This window comes from Sphingobium sp. SYK-6 (assembly GCF_000283515.1).
Classification (GTDB): Bacteria; Pseudomonadota; Alphaproteobacteria; order Sphingomonadales; family Sphingomonadaceae; genus Sphingobium; species Sphingobium lignivorans.
The window spans coordinates 231,910-253,617 of the sequence record NC_015976.1 but is presented as its reverse complement, the minus strand read 5'-3'; the positions used below and the strand labels follow the sequence as shown (position 1 = coordinate 253,617).

At 66.1% G+C, this 21,708-nt stretch carries 18 protein-coding genes; 6 read left to right on the top strand and 12 right to left on the bottom strand.

The annotated features are described in order from the left end of the window. Window positions 1–25 precede the first annotated feature (25 nt). On the bottom strand, window positions 26–310 hold the full coding sequence (locus tag SLG_RS01175; RefSeq protein WP_014074566.1) for a hypothetical protein: 285 nt from the start codon (window positions 308–310) through the stop codon (window positions 26–28). An 85-nt stretch (window positions 311–395) separates the two neighbouring features. After that, window positions 396–1,676, bottom strand: coding sequence for an aspartyl/asparaginyl beta-hydroxylase domain-containing protein (locus SLG_RS01170; RefSeq protein ID WP_014074565.1), 1,281 nt, complete (start codon window positions 1,674–1,676; stop codon window positions 396–398). A 199-nt stretch (window positions 1,677–1,875) separates the two neighbouring features. On the opposite strand from SLG_RS01170, the gene SLG_RS01160 reads away from it, so the two are divergent. Next, window positions 1,876–2,901 carry a hypothetical protein gene (locus tag SLG_RS01160; RefSeq protein WP_014074564.1) on the top strand — a complete coding sequence of 342 codons (1,026 nt, stop codon included), beginning with the start codon at window positions 1,876–1,878 and terminating at the stop codon, window positions 2,899–2,901. Between the two features lie 209 nt (window positions 2,902–3,110). On the opposite strand, the gene SLG_RS01155 is transcribed toward SLG_RS01160, so the two are convergent. Beyond that, window positions 3,111–6,050: a TonB-dependent receptor gene (locus SLG_RS01155; protein WP_014074563.1), complete on the bottom strand. Its 2,940-nt coding sequence runs from the start codon at window positions 6,048–6,050 to the stop codon at window positions 3,111–3,113. Window positions 6,051–6,506: 456 nt separating this feature from the next. Between SLG_RS01155 and SLG_RS01150 the strand changes: the two genes are divergently transcribed. Beyond that, window positions 6,507–7,070: a hypothetical protein gene (locus tag SLG_RS01150; protein ID WP_014074562.1), complete on the top strand. Its 564-nt coding sequence runs from the start codon at window positions 6,507–6,509 to the stop codon at window positions 7,068–7,070. Between the two features lie 41 nt (window positions 7,071–7,111). Here SLG_RS01150 and SLG_RS01145 read toward each other — a convergent pair whose 3' ends face one another. Next, window positions 7,112–7,822: a M23 family metallopeptidase gene (locus SLG_RS01145; protein ID WP_331386498.1), complete on the bottom strand. Its 711-nt coding sequence runs from the start codon at window positions 7,820–7,822 to the stop codon at window positions 7,112–7,114. Between the two features lie 276 nt (window positions 7,823–8,098). After that, window positions 8,099–9,607: an exodeoxyribonuclease VII large subunit gene (xseA, locus tag SLG_RS01140; RefSeq protein ID WP_014074560.1), complete on the bottom strand. Its 1,509-nt coding sequence runs from the start codon at window positions 9,605–9,607 to the stop codon at window positions 8,099–8,101. Between xseA and purD the strand changes: the two genes are divergently transcribed. Then, on the top strand, window positions 9,606–10,916 hold the full coding sequence (gene purD / locus SLG_RS01135) for a phosphoribosylamine--glycine ligase (protein ID WP_014074559.1): 1,311 nt from the start codon (window positions 9,606–9,608) through the stop codon (window positions 10,914–10,916). The two genes, xseA and purD, sit on opposite strands and share 2 nt — an antisense overlap. Before the next feature lie 39 nt (window positions 10,917–10,955). Here purD and SLG_RS01130 read toward each other — a convergent pair whose 3' ends face one another. From SLG_RS01130 to SLG_RS01120, 3 genes are all read right to left on the bottom strand, one after another. After that, window positions 10,956–11,360 (bottom strand): DUF6491 family protein, encoded by a 405-nt coding sequence (locus tag SLG_RS01130; protein ID WP_014074558.1) that lies wholly within the window; start codon window positions 11,358–11,360, stop codon window positions 10,956–10,958. A 190-nt stretch (window positions 11,361–11,550) separates the two neighbouring features. Then, the gene (gloB, locus tag SLG_RS01125; protein ID WP_014074557.1) at window positions 11,551–12,294 is read right to left on the bottom strand and encodes a hydroxyacylglutathione hydrolase; all 744 of its coding nucleotides are present in this window, start codon (window positions 12,292–12,294) and stop codon (window positions 11,551–11,553) included. Window positions 12,295–12,425: 131 nt separating this feature from the next. Beyond that, window positions 12,426–12,857 (bottom strand): VOC family protein, encoded by a 432-nt coding sequence (locus tag SLG_RS01120; RefSeq protein ID WP_014074556.1) that lies wholly within the window; start codon window positions 12,855–12,857, stop codon window positions 12,426–12,428. Between the two features lie 110 nt (window positions 12,858–12,967). On the opposite strand from SLG_RS01120, the gene SLG_RS01115 reads away from it, so the two are divergent. The 3 genes from SLG_RS01115 (at window position 12,968) to SLG_RS20140 (ending at window position 15,352) form a co-directional block, all read left to right on the top strand. Then, window positions 12,968–13,684 (top strand): SIMPL domain-containing protein, encoded by a 717-nt coding sequence (locus tag SLG_RS01115; RefSeq protein WP_014074555.1) that lies wholly within the window; start codon window positions 12,968–12,970, stop codon window positions 13,682–13,684. A 143-nt stretch (window positions 13,685–13,827) separates the two neighbouring features. Beyond that, complete coding sequence (locus SLG_RS01110) at window positions 13,828–14,619, top strand: OmpA family protein (protein WP_014074554.1); 792 nt, start codon at window positions 13,828–13,830, stop codon at window positions 14,617–14,619. An 85-nt stretch (window positions 14,620–14,704) separates the two neighbouring features. Then, window positions 14,705–15,352, top strand: a complete 648-nt coding sequence (locus SLG_RS20140) for a hypothetical protein (protein WP_014074553.1) — start codon at window positions 14,705–14,707, stop codon at window positions 15,350–15,352. A 424-nt stretch (window positions 15,353–15,776) separates the two neighbouring features. On the opposite strand, the gene SLG_RS01095 is transcribed toward SLG_RS20140, so the two are convergent. From SLG_RS01095 to SLG_RS01080, 4 genes are all read right to left on the bottom strand, one after another. Then, window positions 15,777–18,836: a TonB-dependent receptor domain-containing protein gene (locus SLG_RS01095; protein WP_148276454.1), complete on the bottom strand. Its 3,060-nt coding sequence runs from the start codon at window positions 18,834–18,836 to the stop codon at window positions 15,777–15,779. A 226-nt stretch (window positions 18,837–19,062) separates the two neighbouring features. After that, window positions 19,063–19,668 (bottom strand): hypothetical protein, encoded by a 606-nt coding sequence (locus SLG_RS20135; protein ID WP_014074551.1) that lies wholly within the window; start codon window positions 19,666–19,668, stop codon window positions 19,063–19,065. Further along, window positions 19,665–21,020, bottom strand: coding sequence for a sensor histidine kinase (locus SLG_RS01085; protein ID WP_014074550.1), 1,356 nt, complete (start codon window positions 21,018–21,020; stop codon window positions 19,665–19,667). Before SLG_RS01085 ends, SLG_RS20135 begins: the two co-directional genes overlap by 4 nt. Then, window positions 21,017–21,703 carry a response regulator transcription factor gene (locus SLG_RS01080; protein WP_014074549.1) on the bottom strand — a complete coding sequence of 229 codons (687 nt, stop codon included), beginning with the start codon at window positions 21,701–21,703 and terminating at the stop codon, window positions 21,017–21,019. The genes SLG_RS01085 and SLG_RS01080 overlap by 4 nt, the downstream gene beginning before the upstream one ends. Window positions 21,704–21,708 lie beyond the last annotated feature (5 nt).

Genomic DNA, 21,708 nt, shown 5'->3' with positions numbered 1-21,708 from the left:
CGGCAACATCATGAGGGCGGGTGGCTCAGCAGCCGGCGCCGCCCGGCGCGCCGCAATCGATGCCGGCCCGCGAGCGAACGACCAGATCGCGTGCATCATCCTGCTGCTGCTCGCGGATGGCGAGCCACTCGGCGTTCGTCTTGCAGATGCGTTCGCGCCGGGCCAGCGATCCGGTCACGGAGAGCCGCTTGCAGCGGATCGCCTGGGGATGATCACGCGGGAGCTTTTCTTCTGCCGCGATGACATCGGCATCGGCAAAGGCGGACGGCGCGGGAGAGGTGCTCAGCGCGATCGCGCTCAGGAGAAGCATATGCACGAGAGGATCCCTTTCTTTGGTTTGATGTCTCTGTTTCTTGATCGTCGCATCGTGTGACGATCGCGTAAATGCCCTTTTGTCAGATCGGTCCGCCCCCGCCGCCCCCGCTCGCGTCGGCCGCACGGAAATAGCGCGCGATGACGTCCCTTTCTTCGAGGGAAAGATGGGGGTTCCAGACATCGAAGATCAGCACGGCGCGCAAGGCGTCGCTGTCGTTCCATGCTTCATGCTCGATCGTGTCGTCGAAGGCGAAGGCTTCGCCCACGCGCCAGGGCCGTGTCTCGCCGCCCACCCGGAAGGCGCAGCCAGGAGGCACGACGAGCGGCAGGTGCACGATGGTGCGCGTGTTGGTCACGCCCGTGTGCGGCGGAATGCGCTTGCGCGGGCGCAGCAGCGAGAAGAAGGCAGTCGGTCCACGGCCGGGAATATCCGCGCGCGGGATCGCGCGCAGCGCCTCGGCGGTGGCGGGGCATCGCTCCAGCACCGGCGCATTGGGCGCGCCATATTCCCACAGGAAGCAGGCGCCCCAATCCAGCGAACGGTCGAGCGGGGTCCATTTGGACTGCGGCGAACCCTCGTCGAGGCGGATATAGGGACGCAGCGCGTCGCCGGGATCGGCGATGATCCCCAACAACTCCTCCCGAATAACGTTGGTCTGCGCCTCAAGGGCCGCCATCCAGGGAAAATGCTCCCTGTCGAAGAACTCGTCCGCCGGCAGGAATGGATAGCAGACGCCGGCACATTCGTTCGTATAGATGCGCCGCCGCCCGAGCGCATGATCGATGAAGGCGCGGGTCCGGCGCGCATCTCGCTGGGAGAGGGGCGCAATGTACGGATCCGTCGCCGCTGCGACGGCCTCTCCCACCCGGGCTTGCTCGCGTGCGATCCAGGCGCGGGCCTGATCCAGCACGGGGCGCAGCTCCGGCGCGATCTGGGCAGTGCCGGCCGCCAGTTGAAGGACGGCATGCCAGGCCTGCAATGCCTGCTGCGTCTCGCCCAGCCTTTGATGCAGCTCGGCCATGCGTAGCTGGCCCAGGAAATCGCGCCTGTCGAGGGAGAGTACCTGTTCCAGGCTTTTTCGCTCGCCTTCGTCATCGCCCATCAGCCGCTGGGCCTTGGCGAGGTTCATCCAGAGCGCCGGCGCCGTGGGATCTTCCTTTGCTGCACGTGCGAACATGTCAGCCGCTTCGGCATATTCCTGTCGCTGGAGATGCAGCATCCCGCGGCTGTTGAGCACCAGCGGATCGCGAGGGGCAGTGGCACAGGCCCGATCCAGAAAGGCAAGCTGCGCCGCGCCATCGCCGCGCCTTGCGGCCTGCATCGCCTGCGCGAGAAGTTGCTCTGTCTGCCGATCGCTCACGGATGTCGGCTGGTGCGGAAAATCATGGTTTATCCTATGATAGAGATTGTGCAGGTGCAAGAGGCCGCCCGCCTTCCTTGCCAGCTTTGGCACAGCTTATTAGAGCCGTCCGACGCGGTCGGCACTCAGGCCTTTCGCTGCGAAGATGCGTTTGCAAGGGAGGTTCTTTCTCTGCGAATGCCATGGCAGGATGGTGAGCATGGGCGCTGATGATCCGACAATGCTGGCAGGCAGGCCGGAATGGCTGGCCCATCGCCATGATCCGCTCACCGACACGGTCTGGTATCGCCGGGTGACGCGGGGGGAGCACGGCAAGGCCGTGTTCCTGACCGACGAATATCTGGGGCCGGCCGCGACGGTCGAGAAGGTCGATCGACAGGCGGCGCTGGCGGCCAATGCCACGCCCGCGCCGCTGCACTGGATCTTTCACTCCGCCTTCTGCTGCTCCACGCTGGCCGCGCGCGCCTTCGACATGCCGGGCGTCTCGATGGCGCTCAAGGAACCGCTGATTCTTCAGGATGTGGTGGGATGGCGCCGATGTGGCGGGGAGCCGCGCGAGATCGCTCGCCTGCTCGACAATGCGGGGACGCTGCTGGCCAAGCCGTTCGAGCCGGGCGAAGCCGTGATCGTCAAGCCATCGAACATCCTCAATCCCCTGGCCGCCGCAGCGCTGGCGCTTAAGCCGGCCTCGCGCGCGCTGCTCATGGTCGCGCCTCTCGATACCTTCCTCACTTCCGTCGCCAAGAAAGGCATGTGGTGCCGACTCTGGGCGCGCGAGCTCGTGGTGGGCCAGCTCAAGGATGGCGTGATCGACCTCGGCTTCACGGGCGAGGATCATCTGCGCCATACCGATCTGCAATGCGCCGCCGTCGGCTGGCTGGCGCAGCACAAGCTGTTCCATGATCTGTGCGCGCGGTTCGGGCCGGATCGGGTGAGGACCATCGACAGCCAGCTTTTCCTTGCGCGCCCGACCGACGCGCTGGCGGCCGCGATGGATCTGTTTGCGCTCACACCCGGCCCGCAGCGTTTGAGCGAGACGGTCGCCGCGACATTCTCCCGCCATTCCAAATGGGGGGAAGCCTATGATCGCGAAACCCGCACCCGGGAGCATGATGCCGTCGCTGCGGCGCATGCCGAAGAGATCGAGAAGACGGCGGTCTGGGCGCGCGCGGTCGCCGATCATGCGGGCATTGCCATGACCCTGCCGGCGCCACTACTGGACTGACGCTCCGGCCATCGGCGACTTTCCCGGCGCTTCTCCAGCCTGCCGAGGCAACTGGTTATCCATCAGTCGCAGGCCGGGATTAGCCACGCATCGCCGCGTGCCACTATCGGCATTATCGGCACCTGGCCGTCCTCCGGCGATCTCCTCAGCCCAAAGAGAAAAGGCGGACCCGAAGGCCCGCCTTTCCGTTGTTTCGCTCTGCGTTTCGATCAGAAGCGCAGCTTGACCTGGGCGCCGTAGCGACGGCCCAGCGCGTCGTAGGTCGACGGGAAGGTGTTGCCGCTGTTCCATGCGGTGCCACCAGCGTCCGAACCGACGAGCGGCGGATCCTTGTCGAAGAGATTCTGCACCGTGAAGGTGAGGGACAGATTCTCCATGATGTTGAACCGCGCCGTGAGGTCGAAATAGTCGTAGGCCTTGATGCGGTTGAAGTCGAACGACTCCGTGTAGCCGAAGGGCACGCCGACGAAGAGGTCGGGCGCATCTTCATGCACGAAGCTGTCGATGTGGCGCCACAGGAACGACACGTCGAAACCGCTGAACGCCAGCGTGGTACGGAGCGACCACTGCAGTTCGGGCTGGAGCGAGCCGCAGTTCGCGCTGACCAGGCCGACGCAGTCCAGCGCAACAGCGCTGGGCGAGGACTTGAACGTCGACTTGTTCGTCCAGTTGCCAACGAAGTTCAGGGCCAGATCGGCAAAGCCAAGCTGATGACGATAGTTCATCGTGAGGTCGATGCCGTCCGTCGCCAGCTCGCCGAGGTTCGACGAAGCCAGGAAGAGGCCCGGCGTCGTCGTCGGATCACCGTTCAGGCCGCCCGTGAGCGGATCGCGACGGATGACCGTACAAGCCGGGTTCGTCGGGCTCAGGTTGCTGCCTGCAAAGCAGGCATCCATCGCGTCACCCGGCGTCGGCGTGGAAATCGCGCCGGTCAGCTTGATGTTGTAATAGTCGATCGTGGCCGAGAAGCCCGACAGCACGGCCGGCTGGAAAATCGCGCCGATCGTGTAGCTGTTCGACGTTTCCGGCTTCAGGTTGATGTTGCCGCCGCTCGTCTGGTTGGCCTGGCTGGCGATCGGCACGTTGATCGAGTCGACGTTGGCCGGCGTTGCACCCTGCGCAAGGCAGACATCACGCAGAACACCCGTCGGTCCGGGCGAGATGCGCACGCCTTCGTCATTGATCGAGGCGCACGGATCGGAGCTCAGGCTGGTGAGGCCGGTGCTGACGGGCGCGAACAGCTCGTTGATGTTCGGCGCACGAACGGCACGCGAGTAACCGCCGCGGAGCGTGAAGCCCGGCGTCGGGGTCCAGGTACCCTGCACCTTCCAAGTCGTCGTATCGAAGCTCGGCGTGCCCACGGCATCAATCGTGTAGCTCGAGTAGCGGATACCTGCCTGGATCGTCAGCTCTTCGAAGAAGGGCTTGTCCGTCACGACCGGGACGACCAGCTCGCCGATGGCCTCGTAGACGTCGAAGGCGCCGCGGATGTTCGGAGCCGGGCCGCCGGAGCCGCCCAGATCGCCGCTCTCTGCCAGCGTGTCGGATGCCTGCTGCGCCGTGTACTTGCGGTACTCGCCGGCGACGGCGAAGCTGATCGGGTCAGCCGCGAGCGGGCTGGCCACGCCGAAGTCACCCGACAGGGTGGCGTGGGCCTGGGTAAGCGACGTCTTGACGCGCACCGTGCTCTCGCCGGTGAGGAAGTCGATCTGCTCGCTGGTGAAGCCACCGGGCGTGGCGCCGAACCAGTTGACGGGAACGCAGTCCGAACGCGTGCCGTCGAGGCAGGTCGTGGTGTTGGTCGCCAGCAGCGATTCACGCACGCGCGAGTTCAGCGTGTAGCCCATGATGGTCTGGACCTGCTCGGCCTCGCCATAGGCGCCGTAGACGTCGAAATCGATCGAGTCCGTGACGCCGGCACGCAGGCCGAGGCGATAGTCGAACACGGTGTTCGAATATTCGCTGATACGCGGACCGACTTCGACCGCGCGGCGGAACATGGCCGTGGTCACTTCCCGGTAGGCCGGATCGCTCGGATCGGTCGCGGTGGCGGCTGCAGCGCAATCCGCACCCGAGATGTCGAAGGCCGAACAGAACTGGTTGCGGATGCCAGTGGGCAGGTAGGGGTTGCTCAGCGGAATGTCGACGGCGATACCGAATGCGCCGGAGGGCGCGATGATCGTGTCGACCGTGTTCTTCGTGAATAGGCCGCGCGAATAGACTTCGATCCCGTCGGCGACTTCATAGCGAGCAGCCGAGTAGATGTTGTAGCGCTCGAACGGCGTCTGGAAGATGTTGTCCGGCGCGAAGTTGAACGGCGCATAGGTGCCGACGAGCGACTGGCCGTCGGGCGCGATTTGCAGCGTGCCCGAACCCGGGACGCTGAAGCGGGTGGGAACCGCGGTACCAGAACCGGCCGAAGCGCCGGTGTAGGAACCGATGGTGTTCATGCCGATCTTGCGCTGGCCCTGATAGACCGGATCAGCATGCTGGTAGCCGACGGAGAGGACGATGTTGCCGCGGCCGTCGTCGAAGCTGACGCCCGTGGTCACGTCGAAGCGATAGGTCTTGCCGTCGCCGCGCTCGGTGATCTGGCTGGCAGCGGTGGCTTCGAGGCCGGTGAAGTCCTGCTTCGTGACGAAGTTGACGACACCCGAGATGGCGTCGGCACCGTAGGTGGTCGAGGCGCCGCCGGTCAGCACGTCCACGCGCTCGATGAGGGCGAGCGGGATGTTGTTGAGGTCGACGCGGCCCACCAGGTCGGCGGGGACGATGCGCACGCCATCGAGCAGGACGACGTTGCGGTTGGAGCCCAGGCCGCGAAGGTTGACGAAGGAGTTACCGCCGTTGCCGTTGTTCACCGCGGAGCCGATGCTCGGCACGATGCCCGGGATTTCACGCAGCATCTCTTCGGCGACGTTCGACTGGAGAAGGTCGATTTCGTCGGCGGTGGTCACATTGACCGGCGTCGAGCCCTGCAGGTTGGGGTTCTTGATGAGCGAGCCGGTGATGATGATGACGTCACCGGTTTCCGCGTCGTCCGCACCCTGCGGCTCCTGCGCGTTGGCCGCCGTCGACAGCAGGGCGAGGCCCAGCACGGCCGGCGCCGCAGCGACCTTCAGCAATGTTTGGTTGGAGAATTTTTTCACGATCCAGTCCCTTGCTCTGGAATGATGAGGCGCGCCGGGAAAACCCGACGCCGAACGGCAAGGGACGCATGCTTGGTGCTCACGTGATTCCCCTGCACGTGCTGTTGCAAAACTGCGCGGCGGTACCCGGCCTGTAAAGCGCAAGACGGCAGGAACAGGGCTGTTTTGAAGGGGGTGTAACATTTACGCAACATGAATGAGGCCGGATTCGAACGCAAACTTTGCGCGCTGCAACACAAAATTGCGCAAGCGCGCCCCATTTCGCCAAGAATGTATGCTGCAGATGTCTTTGCTGCAGCAAAGGAACAAGAGTTCTGGGGAGAGGCGTCTTCGCAACAGCGGAAAGCGACGCGGCGGCGGGACGACAGCGCTTGACGACGCGCACGGCGTTGCACAGGTAGGGCCGCGACTACACGCGACCAGAGATGTTGTGAATTGAAAACACAGGAGGCAGGCATGATGGCTCGGCTGAACATGAGCAAGGCGAGCGGGATTGCCGTCCTGTTCGCGGCATGTCTCTCGGCGGCGGGCGCCCCCGTATCGGCGCAGGCGGGAGCGCGGCCCACGGCCATCCGTCCGCTGCTCGATTGCCGGAAGGTCGCTGTCCCGGAGGATCGGCTGGCCTGCTTCGATCGGGAAAGCGCGTCGCTCGAGGCGGCGGACGCCGCGAACGAAATCGCGGTTCTCGACAAGGAGGATGTCCGCAAGACACGCCGCTCGCTGTTCGGCCTTGCGCTCCCGCCCTTGCCTTTCCTCGGCGGCGGCAAGAGTGACGAAGGCGAGCCCGACGGCGAAGGCGAAGCCCAGTTGACCGCCACCATCGCCTCGACCAAGTCTCTCGGTTACGGGAAATGGGCCTTCGCGCTGGAGGACGGCGCCCAATGGGTCACGACCGAAGCGGTGGTTTACGGGCAGCCGACAAAGGGCAAGTCCGTGGTTCTCAAGCGGGCGGCGCTCGGCGGTTTCTTCGCGGTGTTCGAGGGCTCGGGGCGGACAGTCCGGGCCAAGCGGGTGAACTGAGAGAGCCGCCGGCTTTCACGCTGAAAGCTGCTCCGGCTCACTCACTCCGTAGGTAGCAGCGGCTGGGGATCGATCCGCGCCGGGCCCCATTTCATGCTCCAGTGGAGATGCGGGCCCGTCACCCGGCCAGTGGCGCCGATGATGCCGATCGGCTGGCCCTGCCGTACCACGTCGCCTTCCTTCACGAGTAGGCGCTCGCTGTGCAGGAATGCGCTGTTGAGACCCATGCCGTGGTCGATCATTAGCAGCCGGCCTTCCAGGGTGAAAGGTTCGTCGACCGCCAGGGTCACTACGCCATCGGCGGGCGCCACATAGACGGTGCCCGCGCCGCCAGCGAGGTCCAGCCCGCTATGGTAGCTTCCCGGCGTGCCGCGATAGATGCGCTGGGATCCGAACACGCCCGATATTCGCGCCTTGACGGGCCAGATGAAGCCTTGCCGCCAGCCCTCGCTGCGGTTGTTTCGCGCGCGGGCCGCTGCGATCCGCGCCAGTTCGCCGGCACGCCGGCGCTGAAATTCCTCGCTGGGGACGCCCGCGCTGATGGAGGCGTTGACGCGTTCGATCCGCCAGTCTCCCGGCGCGACGCCGAAGGTACGCGTCTGCGTCTCGCCGTTGGCCAGGGTCGCGACCAGCGTGGCCGCAGCCGGCGCATCGCGGTCGAAGGCGATGATGAAATTGCCCTCCGCGTCGAAAGGCACCGGTGCGCCGTCGAGCATCAGCATGCGGGTGCCCGCGGGCGCGAGCCCACGCATGAGACCGCCTTGCCGCGCTTCTCCCCGGAGCTGAAGCGTCTCGGGACCGGCGGGTACGGGCGCAGGGGCGGGGGGCGATACGGGGGCGGGTGTCCGCATCGGCGGGGCGGATACGCGAGGGCCTCCGCCCGGTGAGACGCAGCTTGCGAGTAAGACTGGCAGCATGAGCAGGCAGCGTCGGACGGAACCGATGCGATGGCGCGAAGCGATCATGCCGTCACCATGGCCCATTGCGCCGGGCCGGTGCAAGGTCGGTCCGCCGATTGGCTCATGATGTCAGTCGAACAGGTCGGTTTGTGCTCCGGGCGGCGGATCGGCCTTGCGGGCGCGCGTTCCACCGGTGGTCCGCGGGGCGCTTGCCGGGGCATTGACGGCGGGCGCCCTTGGCGCTGCCCCGTCCCCGCCGGTCACGGCAGCGATCTCGCCATCGGCGAACTTGAGCATCACATGGCGGGCAGCCAGCGCTTCGGTACTCGTTCGCACCAGCGCGCCGTTCGCCATCACCCGCGCGAAGCCCCGTTTGAGTGGGGCATCGGGGTTGAGCGACTGCGCCAGCCGCCAGAGCGCGTCGAACTGGCGATGGGCATCGGCCAGCCGGCGCTCCAGCAGGGCGGGCGTGAGGCGTGTAGCAGACAGCGTCTGTCGCGCATGCGCCACGCGCGCGTCGAGCAGCGCCGGCCGCAGTGCTCCGGTCGCATTGGCCAGCTCATGCCGCGCATTGCTCAGCCGGTGCGCAAGCCCGCGGCGCAATCGGTCGCCCAGCTCGTCCGCACGCTGCCGGGCGAGGTCGAGCAGTACGTCGGGCCGGGGGAGCAGGCGCCGCTGCGCTTCCAGCCGCTCGCGGGACCGGTCGATCCCGCGCGAGACGCAGCGGCCCATGCGGGCGCCCAGCTCGGCCACCTGCGCCAACAGCTCCGCGCGCACCGGCACGGCCATCTCGGCGGCGGCGGTGGGCGTCGGGGCGCGCAGATCGGCGGCAAAATCGCACAAGGTCGTGTCCGTCTCATGGCCGACAGCCGAGATGACGGGGATCGGCGATGCAGCGACGGCGCGCACCACGATCTCCTCGTTGAACGTCCAGAGATCCTCGATCGAGCCGCCGCCGCGCGCCACGATCAGCACGTCCGGCCGGGGGATGGGGCCATCGGCCGGCAGTGCGCCGAAACCGCGCACGGCACTGGCGACCTGCGCGGCGGCGCCTTCGCCCTGCACCAGCACGGGCCAGAGCAGCACGCGGCTCGGAAAGCGGTCGGCAAGGCGATGGAGAATGTCGCGGATCACCGCGCCGGTGGGCGAGGTCACGACGCCGATGACGCGCGGCAGCATCGGGATGGGCCGGCGCCGCGCGGGGTCGAACAGTCCTTCGGCCGCCAGCTTCGCCTTCAGCCTCTCGAACAGCTGCATCAGCGCGCCTTCACCGGCCAGTTCCATGCTGTCGATGACGATCTGATATTTGCTGCGGCCGGGATAAGTGGTCACCTTGCCGGTGACGATCACGTCCAGCCCATCCTCGGGTGCGAAGGCGAGGCGCCCCGCCGTGCCTTTCCACATCACGCCGTCGATCAGCGCCGCGTCGTCCTTGAGGCAGAGATAGGCATGGCCGGACGCGGCCCGCTTCCAGCCGGAAATCTCGCCGCGCAGCCGCACGTGGCCGAAGCGGTCCTCCACGGTCCGCTTGAGCAGCGAGGACAATTCCGAGACGCTGAGCGCGGCCAGATTGTCCCCCTGACGCTCCTGCGCTAACAGGCGGCCCGACGTATCGAACCGGACTGGACCCTCTTCCATGAATATCCTTCTGCTGGGCGGTGGTGGCCGCGAACATGCCCTCGCCTGGAAGCTGGCGCAATCGCCACGCTGCACCGCGCTCTTCGCCGCGCCGGGCAATCCGGGCATAGCGGCTCATGCGACGCTGGTCGACCTCGACCTTACCGATCATGAGGGCGTCATCGCCTTCTGCCGGGCGCAATCGGTCGATCTGATTGTTGTCGGTCCGGAAGCGCCGCTGGTGGATGGCATCGCGGACAGCCTGCGCGCGGCCGGTCTGGCCGTGTTCGGGCCCGGCGCCGCGGCGGCGCAGCTCGAGGGATCGAAGGGCTTCACAAAGGATCTCTGCCGCGAGGCCGATATTCCGACCGCGCGCTATGTGCGCTGCGAGAGCGCCGAGGCCGCGCTGACCGCGCTCGCGGATTTCACCATTCCCGTGGTTGTGAAGGCGGATGGGCTGGCGGCCGGCAAGGGCGTCATCATCGCCATGACGCGCGCCGAGGCGGACGCGGCGATCCGCGACATGTTCGATGGCGGCTTCGGCGCCTCGGGTGCGCAGGTGTTGATCGAGGAATATATGGAAGGCGAGGAAGCCAGCTTCTTCGCCCTCACGGATGGAAAGGACGTGCTGGCCTTCGGCTCCGCACAGGATCACAAGCGGGTGGGGGAGGGCGACACCGGCCCGAACACCGGCGGCATGGGCGCCTACAGCCCGGCATCCGTGCTCACGCCGGCGCTGGAAGAGCAGGTGATGGCCGGGATCATCCGCCCGACCGTGGCAGCGCTGGCCGCGCGGGGCACGCCTTATAGCGGCGTCCTGTTCGCGGGCCTGATGCTGACCGCGCAGGGGCCCAAGCTCATCGAGTATAATTGCCGCTTCGGAGACCCCGAGTGCCAGGTGCTGATGATGCGGCTGGAAAGCGATCTGCCCGATCTGCTGCTGGCTGTCGCACAAGGGAGCCTTGCCGGGCGTGCCGTGCCGGACATGGCGGCGGACGTTGCGCTCACAGTCGTCATGGCTGCTGCAGGCTATCCCGGCACGCCCGAGAAAGGCGCGCCGATCAGCCTGCCGGATGCCGATGGCGACGCCATGATCTTCCATGCCGGCACGGCGCTGAGGGACGGGCAGCTCGTGGCCAGCGGCGGCCGTGTGCTCAATGTGACGGCCCGCGCGCCCAGCGTCACGCAGGCGCGTGAGGCGGTCTATGCGCTTGTCGATCGGGTGGATTTTCCGGGTGGATTCTGCCGTCGCGACATCGGCTGGCGGGAAGCCGCGCGCGAGGCCGCCACGCAGCCGGAAGGCGCGGTTACCTCAGCCGGCACTGCCTGACGGCTCCCCGGTCGCGGCGGCTCGCTGCCCCGCCCGGCGCTACTTGCCGGCAGTCTTGTAGGGAATGAAGTCGCCCAGCGCGCAGCTGCCGCTCATCATGCCCGATGGCAGGTTGATCACCTGGCCGATGTCGCCCCGGCAATATTGGCTCGTCGTCCGTCGCAGCACCAGCGTGTCGCCTTGTGCGAGCCCCCGGCAGGCGCCCTGCAACCTGTTGATGTAGATGAAGTCCTTGTTGACGCGGTACAGCAGCGTGTTGTCGCCGAGCACCCGCATGCTCGTGGCGTTATAGCCGGAAATGCAGGATACGGGCTCGCCCGCCACCTTGCCTTCGATCGCCTTGGCCAGTTCCGTCTCCTCCCGGACGCCAAGCTTGGGCTCCGTCTCGGTCTGCGTGCAGCCCGCAATGGGAAGCAGCGCCAGTGCCAGAAATATCCTCTTCATCGCACTTGCTCCTCTTACCCCTGTCTGTCTGTTTCCCGGCGCACGGATGCGCGGGTGTTGCGGGCGAGCCTAGCAGCTTTCGGCCCGCCTCGCATCTCCTTCGACGGAGTCGTCCGGCATTCGCCTTGGCCGGGAGAAGGCTGCGGCTGCGTCATCTCGACAGCGCGCGCAGCCGCCGGTCGGCTCTTGCTCAACCCTTGTCCTTCTCCGACCGCCGCCGCGCGAGTTCCGCGACGCTGCCTGCGCGCAGGAAGGGATTGGTCGCCCGTTCCGCACCGATGGTCGTGGGCACGGTGGGTTCACCGCGCGCGCGGGCAGCTTCCACCTCGGCCATCCGCGCCACCACCGCCTTATTGTCCGGTTCGGCGCGCAAGGCGAAGCGACCGTTGGAGAGCGTATATTCATGCGCACAGTAGACGCGGGTTTCGTCCGGTAGCGCCTCAAGCCGGCGCATGTTGTCGAACATCTGCTCAGCCGTGCCCTCGAACAGGCGGCCGCAGCCCATGGCGAACATCGTGTCGCCCACGAAGATGATGCCGTCCTGCGGGAAATGATAAGCGATGTGCCCGGCCGTGTGTGCCGGCACGGCCATGACGATGGCCTCGTGCGCGCCCAGTCGGACCTGGTCGCCTTCGCTCACGGGACGATCCACGTCGGGAATGCGCGCCAGCTCGGCGGCCGGTGCCGTCACCGTCGCGCCGGTTGCCGCGACGATGCCGGCATTGCCGCCGATATGGTCGCCGTGCCAGTGCGTGTTCCAGATCTGGCCGATGCGCCAGCCGCGCGCGTCCGCCGCCGCCAGCACGGGCTCCGCGACGGAGGGGTCCACCACCAGCGTTTCATCGCTCACCGGATCATGGACCAGCCAGACATAATTGTCGTTCAGCACCGGCACGCGGACGATCTCGAGCGGGGAAGATTCAGGCGATGGCATCATGGCCCTCCTTGTTGAACTGGATCAGGCAGAAGCCATGGCCCGACAGATCGGCAAACATGACGAGCAGTCCGGTCATTCGGTCTCAACCTGCCGAGCCGAGGCGCGCATGGGCGCGCACCGGCATGGCGTTACCACACGCCCGTATTGGGCATGGAGGCCCAGGGTTCGGCCGGTTCCAGCCTGCCGTCCTGCAGCAGCTCGACGGAGATGCCGTCAGGCGTGCGCACGAAGGCCATGTGCCCGTCGCGCGGCGGCCGGTTGATGGTGACGCCGGCGTCCATCAGCCGCTGGCAGGTCTCGTAGATATTCTCCACGCGATAGGCGAGATGGCCGAAATTCCGGCCCCCGCCATAAGCTTCGGATTCCTCGCCCGCCTTGGGCCAGTTGTAGGTCAACTCCACCTGCGCGTCCTCGTCGCCTGGTGCGGCGACGAAGACGAGCGTGAAGCGTCCAGCCTCGTTATCGAAGCGGCGGACCTCCTTGAGGCCGAGCAGCTCGAAGAAACGCAGCGTCGCATCGATGTCGGTGACACGGATCATGGTGTGGAGATATTTGGGCATGCAGCTTCAACTCCGTTCGTCGCTCGTCAGCAACGGTTCATCTCTGGGATGGCAATTCGGTCCTGCTGAGATAAGCTCGGCGTGGGAGCGGGAAAAGAGAGGAATTGCCGATGGGCTGGTTACAGGATGTCAACAAGGTCGCTTTGGCGGGCGCGGTGGTGCTTTCCGGCGGCCTGATCGTGGGGGGATATCTGCTCGGCGATGGGCTGCGCCGCGCCCATGCTGCGGAGCGCTCCGTGACGGTGCGCGGTCTGGCCGAGCGCAACGTGACCGCCGATCTCGCCACCTGGACCATCGCTTATTCCGCCAATGGTACGGATCTGCCCTCCGTGCGCGCTGAGATCGAGGCGAACACCACGGCCCTGCGCGATTATTTCCGCAACCTCGGCTTCCCCGCCGATGCGCTCAGCGCGACGGGCGCCGGCGTCAATCAATATATGAACAATGGCGTCAACACGATCACGATTACGCAGCGCATGCAACTGCGCACGAGCGACATCGCCCGCGCCCAGCGCGCCGTGGCCAGTCAGTTCGACCTCGTCCGGCGCGGCGTGACGCTGCAGGAGGGCTCGGGCATGACCTACAGCTTCACCAAGCTCAACGATATCAAGCCCGAGATGGTGGCCGCCGCCACCAAGGATGCGCGAAGCGCGGCGGAGCAGTTTGCCAAGGATTCCGGTACTGCTGTGGGCGGGATCAAGAGCGCCACGCAGGGCTATTTCTCCATTGAACCGCGGGATGGAGAGCAGTCCGGCGGCTATGGCGCGGCCGATACGCCGTACAAGAAGGTCCGGGTCGTCACGACCGTGGACTTCTACCTCGATTGAGGGCGCAGCTGGGGCTGCACCGTCCCTGCCGGATGGCGGCGCTCAGGCGTGTCATAACGGCACGATCGGTTGCCATGAGGGATTGATGGTTCCGGCCTAATGGGTCAGCTTGCTCCCAATTCCGCGGGGGCAGAATCGTCATCATGAAGGCCGGCCTGAAAATCATGCTCGGCGCCGGCGCCACCGGGCTGCTGGCGTTGCTGGTTCATGGTCCTCTCGGGCAGGGCGAGGCCTTCCTGGCCGATCTCGGCGCGCGCGCTGAGAGCGCGCTGGCCGCGCATGGGCTGGGGGACATCCATGTTCGCTATCCGCAGCGTCCACTCGTCCGCACCGCCGTCCTGTCCGGCGACGCGGATCTCGTGCGGCAGAGCGATGCGCTGCAGGTGGTGCGCGCGCTGCCTGGCGGTGGTGGCGCAATCTGGAGCGAGAGCGGTGTCGCTCGTAGCACTCAGCCCGCGCCGGCAATCCCTGTCGCAAGCGCCGCCGCCGCCACGCCAGCTGCGAAATCCGACACCGCATCCGCCAAGCCGCCTCTCACGCCGCCCACGGGAGGCGCGGCGATCGCCTTTGCAGGGCCGGACGGATGCCAGCGCGGCGTCGATGCTGCCGTCGCGAACCGGCCGCTCAGTTTCCGTTCCGGCAGTGCCTGGCTCAACCCGACGACGCGCGCGATCGTCGCGGATGTCGCCGCGGCGCTGAAGGAATGTTCGGGCTACCGACTGGAGGTCGGCGGGCATAGCGACGACACGGGGAGCGAGGGGGTCAATCGCGCCATGTCGCAGGAGCGTGCCGATCGCGTGCGCGCCCTGCTGGTGGAACATGGCGCGCCGGCCGAGCTGCTCTCGGCGCGGGGCTTCGGGGCCAGTCGTCCGCTTGCCAATGGCGGTCCGTCCAGCCGGCGTATCACGTTCACGGTATCCCGGGAGACAAGCTGATGCCGCTGCTGGTGGAGACGCTTGCCCTGTTCCTGCTGGTCTTTGCCCTCGGGCTCGTGGCTGGCGCGGCGATCTGGAGGCGCCGGTGACCGCGCTCGTGCTCCATTACTGGCCGGCCTTGCTTCTGTCGTTCGCCATCGGCCTGTTCACTGCCTGGCATAGCTGGGGCCGGCGAGCGGCTGTGGAGCTGATCCCGTTCGATCCGGACGGAGCATGGCATGCGCCGGCCGATACGGTCCCGTCGCCAGCAGACCCCGTGGCCTCGGTGGGCGTCGCCTCGCCCGTGCCTGTCGCGCCGGCCAACGATATCGGCCATCGGCCGACCATGGCAGAACCGGCGGGCGCTGGGGAAGCGGATGTGCTTGGCCCGGTGATCGCCGCGAGCAGGCCGGAGGAGGATGGTGCAAATATCGCGGCCGCGTCGTCGGCCGGTGAGGCGCCTGACGCTGATTTTGTGGTGATGCCGGCGGCGCCGGAGGTGGAAACCGTCCTGCCACCGGACGATCTCACGCGGATCAAGGGGATCGGGCCGGAACTGGAACTTCTGCTGCGGAGGCAGGGCGTCCAGCGGTTCGAGGATATTGCGGGCTGGCTTCCGGAAGACATCGAACGGATCGACGGCAGTCTCGGTCCCTTCAAGGGCAGCATCATCCGCGATGAGTGGATCGCGCAGGCCCGCTTGCTGGCGCGCGGAGACATGGCGCTCTTCGATCAACGTTACGGCCATCTCTGATTGGGGCAGACGCATGCGCGCTTCATCCCGCGGGCAGCGACGCTCTCGTACGACGCGCTGCATGCGGATCTGTTCGGGCGTCATGGCGCCGGTCCACTGTTCCATGGGCCCGCGCGCGTGGCTATGACGGCACCCATGACCGACGCTTTCGACATTCGACCCGCATCGGTGGCACAGCCGGCGGTCCGGGACCTGATCCTGATCCATCTGCGGGGCATGCATGCCAATTCGCCGATGTCCTCGCATTCCACAGATTTTGAGCCAGAGCCCCGACACCTCCTAGCTGCACCGTCACAATGATGAGCCCAATCCGAGGCCATTCACGGCGTGTGACAAGTCTCAGGAAAAATGAAGCCGCCGGAGGACGTGACCCTCCGGCGGCCTGATTGTGACCGGGCATGGTATGCATGCCCTCAACCCGTCCTCAGTAGCGAACGCGAATGCCGGCGCGCCACCGTGATCCGAACGTATCGAAGAAGACGGGATTGGTGGGATAGTTCGATCCTGCGCCACCACCGCCGCCGGGCGCCACCGGAGGCTTGCGATCGAACAGATTGTCGACCGTGCCGAACAGTTCCACAAAGCGCGTATCCGAACTGCCCATCGGGATTCGATAGGTCATTGCGAGATTGAAATAGCTCGCGCCTTTCACACGGTTCGTGCTGATGCTGTTCGCCTGCGTGGGATCATAGCCTTCATCCTCAGGCCCGGTACGAAGGACATTGAAAATGCCTTCGCTATAGCGCCGCCAGGAGAAGGTCGTGTTGAACCCGCCATTGTCGTAGGTCACGAAGGCGTTCCATATCCACGGCGGCGACGGGTTGAAGTCACCGCCATCGACGACAGGCCCGGTCTGGCCGGCATAATTGATCTCGGGAACCGATGGGTTGGCCTGGCTGATGAAGTCATACTGCCGGTTGGCCAGCAGCCGGAAGCTGACAGCTCCGTTCCAGTCGGATCTGACGTCTGAAAGGCGCATGCGATAGTCGACCTCGAAGTCGAACCCGCGCAGCACCATCTTGGCCAGATTGACCTGACGTGCATCGATGAAGCTGACGTCCTTCCGATCCGCCGTCGCGAAGTTGATGCGATCGCAGAACAGCTCATAATCAAAGCAGAAGTCGACAATGCGCTGGCCGGTCAGCGTCGTGACCGCATCCTTGATCTTGATCTGGTACCAGTCCGCCGAAACCCGCAGGCCAGGAATGAAACTCGGCTGGAGAACGACGCCCAGCGTCGTGGTATCCGCCTTCTCCGGCGTCAGCGCAAAGCTGCCGCCATTGAGGATGGGCGTCCAGTCGTTCCCGGTCTGCTGTCCCACCGGATCGAGCCACCAGTTATTGACGATGCCGCTCGTCGATCCCGGTTCGGTCGGCACGTTGCGCAGGAACAGTTCGCGGAAGCCCGCCGCGCGAATGTCGCGCGACCGTGAAGCCCGGATGCGGATATCCGGAATGATGTCGTACACCGCCGAAACCTTCCAGCTTACCGCCTCGGAAGTCTTCTCTTCCCTGCTGTCATTGTTCCGCGCGTGATTGCGCGTGTAGCGGGCAGCACCATTCAGCTCGAGCAGATCGCCGATCGCGGAGTCGCGGAAGATCGGTACGTTCAGCTCCCCAAAGCCCTCGAGCACATTGATTTGGCCCGAATAATCGAGGCCGAATGTGAAGGCATAGTCGTTGTAATCGGGAATGTTTCCGTGCGTGACGTCGCCACCCTCGGATCGCCAGTCGACACCCGCGGCTGCCGCGATGGGCCCTGCACCCCAGCCTTCGAACACCGTACCCTGCACAGAACCCGAAAGGACGTGCTGATCGTAGATGAAGTCCTCAACCACGGGTCGGTAGGCGTAAGCGAGCGCGGCGGGATCGACATTCCCGAGACCGAAGAGGTTCATGGGCTTGCAGCCCTGCGCGCGCGGATCGGGATTGGCCCGTGTGAGCTCCCGGCAAACGATGTTGCCGGAGGCAACGCCGGTGGTCACGAGCCCTTCGTCAACGGCATCCAGAGCATATTGGAAGGGCTGATTGACGCGGTTGTTGGTCCGGTCCTGATGTCGCTTGTTGCGGCCGTACTGGTAATAGGCATCCCAGGTCCAGTCGCCGAACAACGGCCCGGATAGTCCGATCAGGCCGCGAAACACCCTTGCATCAGCCCGGTTTTCCGAGGTGAGTACGCCATCGAGATCCTTACCGAGACTGAAACGGGTTCCTGCGAGCAGTGCTTTCAGGTCATTGGGGAGATAGGGGTTGTCCGGCTGAACATAGAAAGTGGACCGGGGACCGACGATGTAGCTCGTGTTTGATGCGATGCGTTGCGCATAGGTCAGTTCGGTCTGGAGCGTGAGGGTGTCGGTCAGCTCATATTCGCCGTACATATATCCGACCCACCGCTTGAGCGGCGTCTGCAGGTCGCTGTCGTCATAGGTCGACGCACCGTCACCCCCCTGACGAGGCCCAATCAGCGCGGCGCCGAGGAAACGACCGGCGTCGAAATCGACCACGCCGGTCCCTTCATCATTGAAGCGCTTGTAGCGGGCGGCAGGATTTGTGACCGTCGCGTCGCGCACCACGCCTCGAGGATCATTGAAGGCCTGCTTGGAGCCGGGCGCGATGATGTAATGCGGCAGACCGTAAGTCGGCGAGCCGGGGATATTGTAGCCCGTCCGGGCCGTCGTTCCCGGCAGGATCGAATTGGCATTTGTGAAGATGTCATAGCTCTCCGCGCACCAGAGACGCACTTTCGCGCAGTCGCCGACCCCCTCGTTTTTCTGGTACTCGATGCCCGCGACAATATGGCCGCGCCCGCCGCCGAAGCTGGTGCCGCCCATCAGCGAGGCATGATAGCTCTTGCCGTCTCCGCGCGTCGTCTGGCCATAGTCCGCCTGGGCCTTGATACCCTCGAAGCGCGTATCGAGGATGATATTGACCACGCCCGCGATCGCGTCGGAACCATAAGCTGCCGAAGCGCCGCCGGTCACGGTTTCCACGCGCTGGATCATCGCCGAAGGGATGACGTTGAGATCGATCGCCCCGCCATCGGAGGTCGGGATGAACCGTCGGGAATTGACAAGCGTCAGTGTGCGGGTGCCGTTGAACGGGTTGAGCCCGCGCAGGTTCGCGAAGGATGCACCGACATTGGCGCCTGCGGTGATGCCTGCAGTGGCATCCGACTGGAAATTCGAGTTCTGCGGAATGACGCGCAGCGTCTCTGAAATGTTCACCTGGCCAAGATTGGCCATCAGATCAGCCCCGATCACGGTGGCCGGCGTCGGCTCATTGAAGCCGTCGCGCTTGATGCGCGTACCTGTTACCAGAATGGCCGCCCCATCTTCGCCCTCTGAAGCCGCTTGCGGTGCAATGTTATCTTGTGCCTGCGCAGGCGCAGCGGCACACATGAGCGCCAGAGCGGATACCGTCGAAGCCCAGCTCCCACTTGTTCCCATGACGCTCGCGCGATCCAGCTTATGCCAATTCACTTTCATCCTCCCCTGACACGGAACCGGTGCGCTGCGCCGATGGCTGACAGATGCGCTAATCCGGATCGTGGCCTGAGTGGTCCAAAGCGACGTCGGAAACTTATCCAGGAGGGAACAATTCGGATGCACTTCGCGCGTGCCAAGCGGCACGAGCGAAACGTGAACGTGCACCCCGATCCTGAACAAATCCATAGGCTTGGCAGCCTGTTTTCCCGGCGTTACCGGGAATTCGTCACTCTATCACAAGATAATAAGCCACCCGCATCGCACCTGGGTTGCTGAGCCTGATGTGGTGCCGGCCGCTGAAGGGCGGCACCCAGCTGCACTGGCTGCCGGTGCCCTGCCGGACGGGGCAGACCGGTTTGCCCGTGCCGTCCAGCACGGCGATGCCGAGCGGTCCGCCGCCCGCCGCGGCGATGGCGACGCGGGCCTGGCGCCCACCATCGAAGAGCTGGGCGAGCGTCGTCGTGGCGCCGGGTTCGAGATGGCCGCGGCGATAGGCCGGGCCGAGCAGCCTGCCTCGCATCGTAGGCACCGCCGCGTTCGGCGCGCTGGTGCGCCAGCCGGGGAGAGGATCGGTCAGGCTATCCGTCGCGCCGGGCGCGGGACGCGCGCCGAGCCGGTCGAGCGCAGCAAGCGCTTCTGCAAGTCTGCCCGGCTGCGGGTCGGGCGCATTGGCGGCCTGTTCCGCTGCCACCAGAAGGCGCGCGACCATGTCGGCGCGCGTGACAGGTGCCGCTGGGAGAGACGCTGCCCCGCGCGCCTGCGGACTGGCGCAGCCGGCCGGCAGCGAGGCAAGCATCGCTGTCAGGACAGCGGCGAGAGTGACCTGTCTCATGTCTCCGGCTCCACCACAAAGCAGGCGCCCCGCGCGGTTTCATCCAGGCGGAGCACCAGTCCGTGCCGCTGCGCGATCGCGCGGGCCAGCGCAAGGCCGAGGCCGTGGCCCGGCTGCGTCACCTGCCCGGCGCTGCGGGCGAAGCGCTCGAAGATCCGTGCCCTGTCCTCGGGCGGAATGCCCGGCCCGTCATCGGCGATGATGATGCGCGGGCCATGCGTCAGCGCAAGGCACACGGTGCCCCCGGCCGGCACATATTTGATCGCGTTGTCGAGCAGGTTGGAGACGAGGCGGACGATCTGCATGCGCTCCGCGAGCATCGTCACGCCGGGCTCGATGGCGGTTTCCAGCGCCAGTCCCGCTTCCTCCACGCTGCCTTCGTAAAGCGCGGCGACGTCGGTGAGGAGCGCGGAAAGATCGAGTTCCGACAGCCCGGCGAGATCGCCCCGCCGCCCTTCGTTGGATGCGATGTCCAGCAGCGAATCGAGCATGGTGACGATAGTGCGGATGTCCGCGCGTGATCGCGTGAGCGTGCCGCTGCCGCCCGGTTCGGACCGCTCCTGGAGCGCGGCGGCGAGCCGGGCGTCGAGGTGCATCAATGGCGTGCGGATCTCGTGAGCGACATGGTCCGAAACATGCTTCTGCACGCGCACGAGCCGGGCTTGCCGGGCCAGCAGCCGCGCGCCCTGCAAGGCCAGCTCGTCAATCTCGTCGCGCGGCGTGCCGGGGCTCTCGAGCGCGGCCGGATAGCCTTCCGCAGCCGCCCTCAGATTTGCATTCACATGATCGATCCGCCGCGCGAGGCCGCGCGCCGTGAGCATCGCGACCGCTCCGACGCCAAGCACGATGGCCGCGCCCACCGCCAGGAAGATGTGCGTGAGGCGCCGCATCGTCTCCCGGTCCTGGGCATATTCCCGCGCGACGAGCAGCTGGAGGTCCGGGCCGAGCTTCGCTGCCCGCGCATAGACCGGTGTTCCCCCCGCCAGCGTCACATAGCCTTGCTCGGACAATGCGGCGGACAGGGGCGGCCAGGCGCGGATGTCCCCGGCCAGGGGCGTTCCGTCCGCGCGGGCGACGAGATAATGGGGCCGCCGCCCCTCCATTGTCACCACGTCCTTGCGATCGGCGACACGGCGGAGCAGTTCGCGCTCCCCGCCGCTGGCGTGGATGTCGATCAGCCCGGCAATGTCAGTGGTCACGGTCGCCGCCAGCGCTTCACTGGTGCCGCGCCGCAGCGTGGACCAGGACGCCGCGAACAACAGCGTCACGGCCAGACCCGCGATCAACAGGGAGGCCGCAGCGACGCGCCAGACGATCGATCCGCGCCGCCGGGCGCCAGCTTCCGGCCTCATTCGCAAGCGGTCAGTCGATAGCCCGCGCCCCAGATCGTCTCGAGCGCCGGCGTGGTGAAGCCGTCCTCCAGCTTGCGGCGCAGGCGGCCGATATTCACGTCGACGACATTGGTCTGCGGATCGAAGCTCATGTTCCAGACGTCCCGCAGCAGCATCTCGCGGGTCACCGTCTCGCCGGCATTTTCCATGAAGTAGCGGAACAGCTCGAACTCGCGGGGGCTGAGCGCGATGTGGCGACCGGCGCGGAAGGCGGTGCGCGCCTTGAGATGGCATTCAAGCGCGCCGTAGATGATGACGGCGCCATGCACCTTGCCCGAGGAACGGCGATGCAGGGCCTTCACCCGGGCCAGCAACTCCTGCGGCTCATATGGCTTGGCGAGATAATCGTCCACGCCCGCGTCCAGGCCTTCGATCCGGTTCTCGCTGCGCCCGAGTGCGGAGAGCATCAGGACCGGCGTCTCGATGCCGGCGGCGCGCAGCCGGGAGACGATGGTGAGGCCGTCCAGATCCGGCAGCATCCGGTCGAGGATGATGACGTCGAAGCGGTCCGCTGCGGCGCGTTGCAGTCCGGCGCGGCCTGACTGCACCCAGGCGAGATGGTCCCCGCCTTGCGTGACCAGCGCCTGCACGGCGCTTGCCGCCAGAGGATCGTCTTCGACATAGAGGATGTTCAGGCTGGCCATCTGGT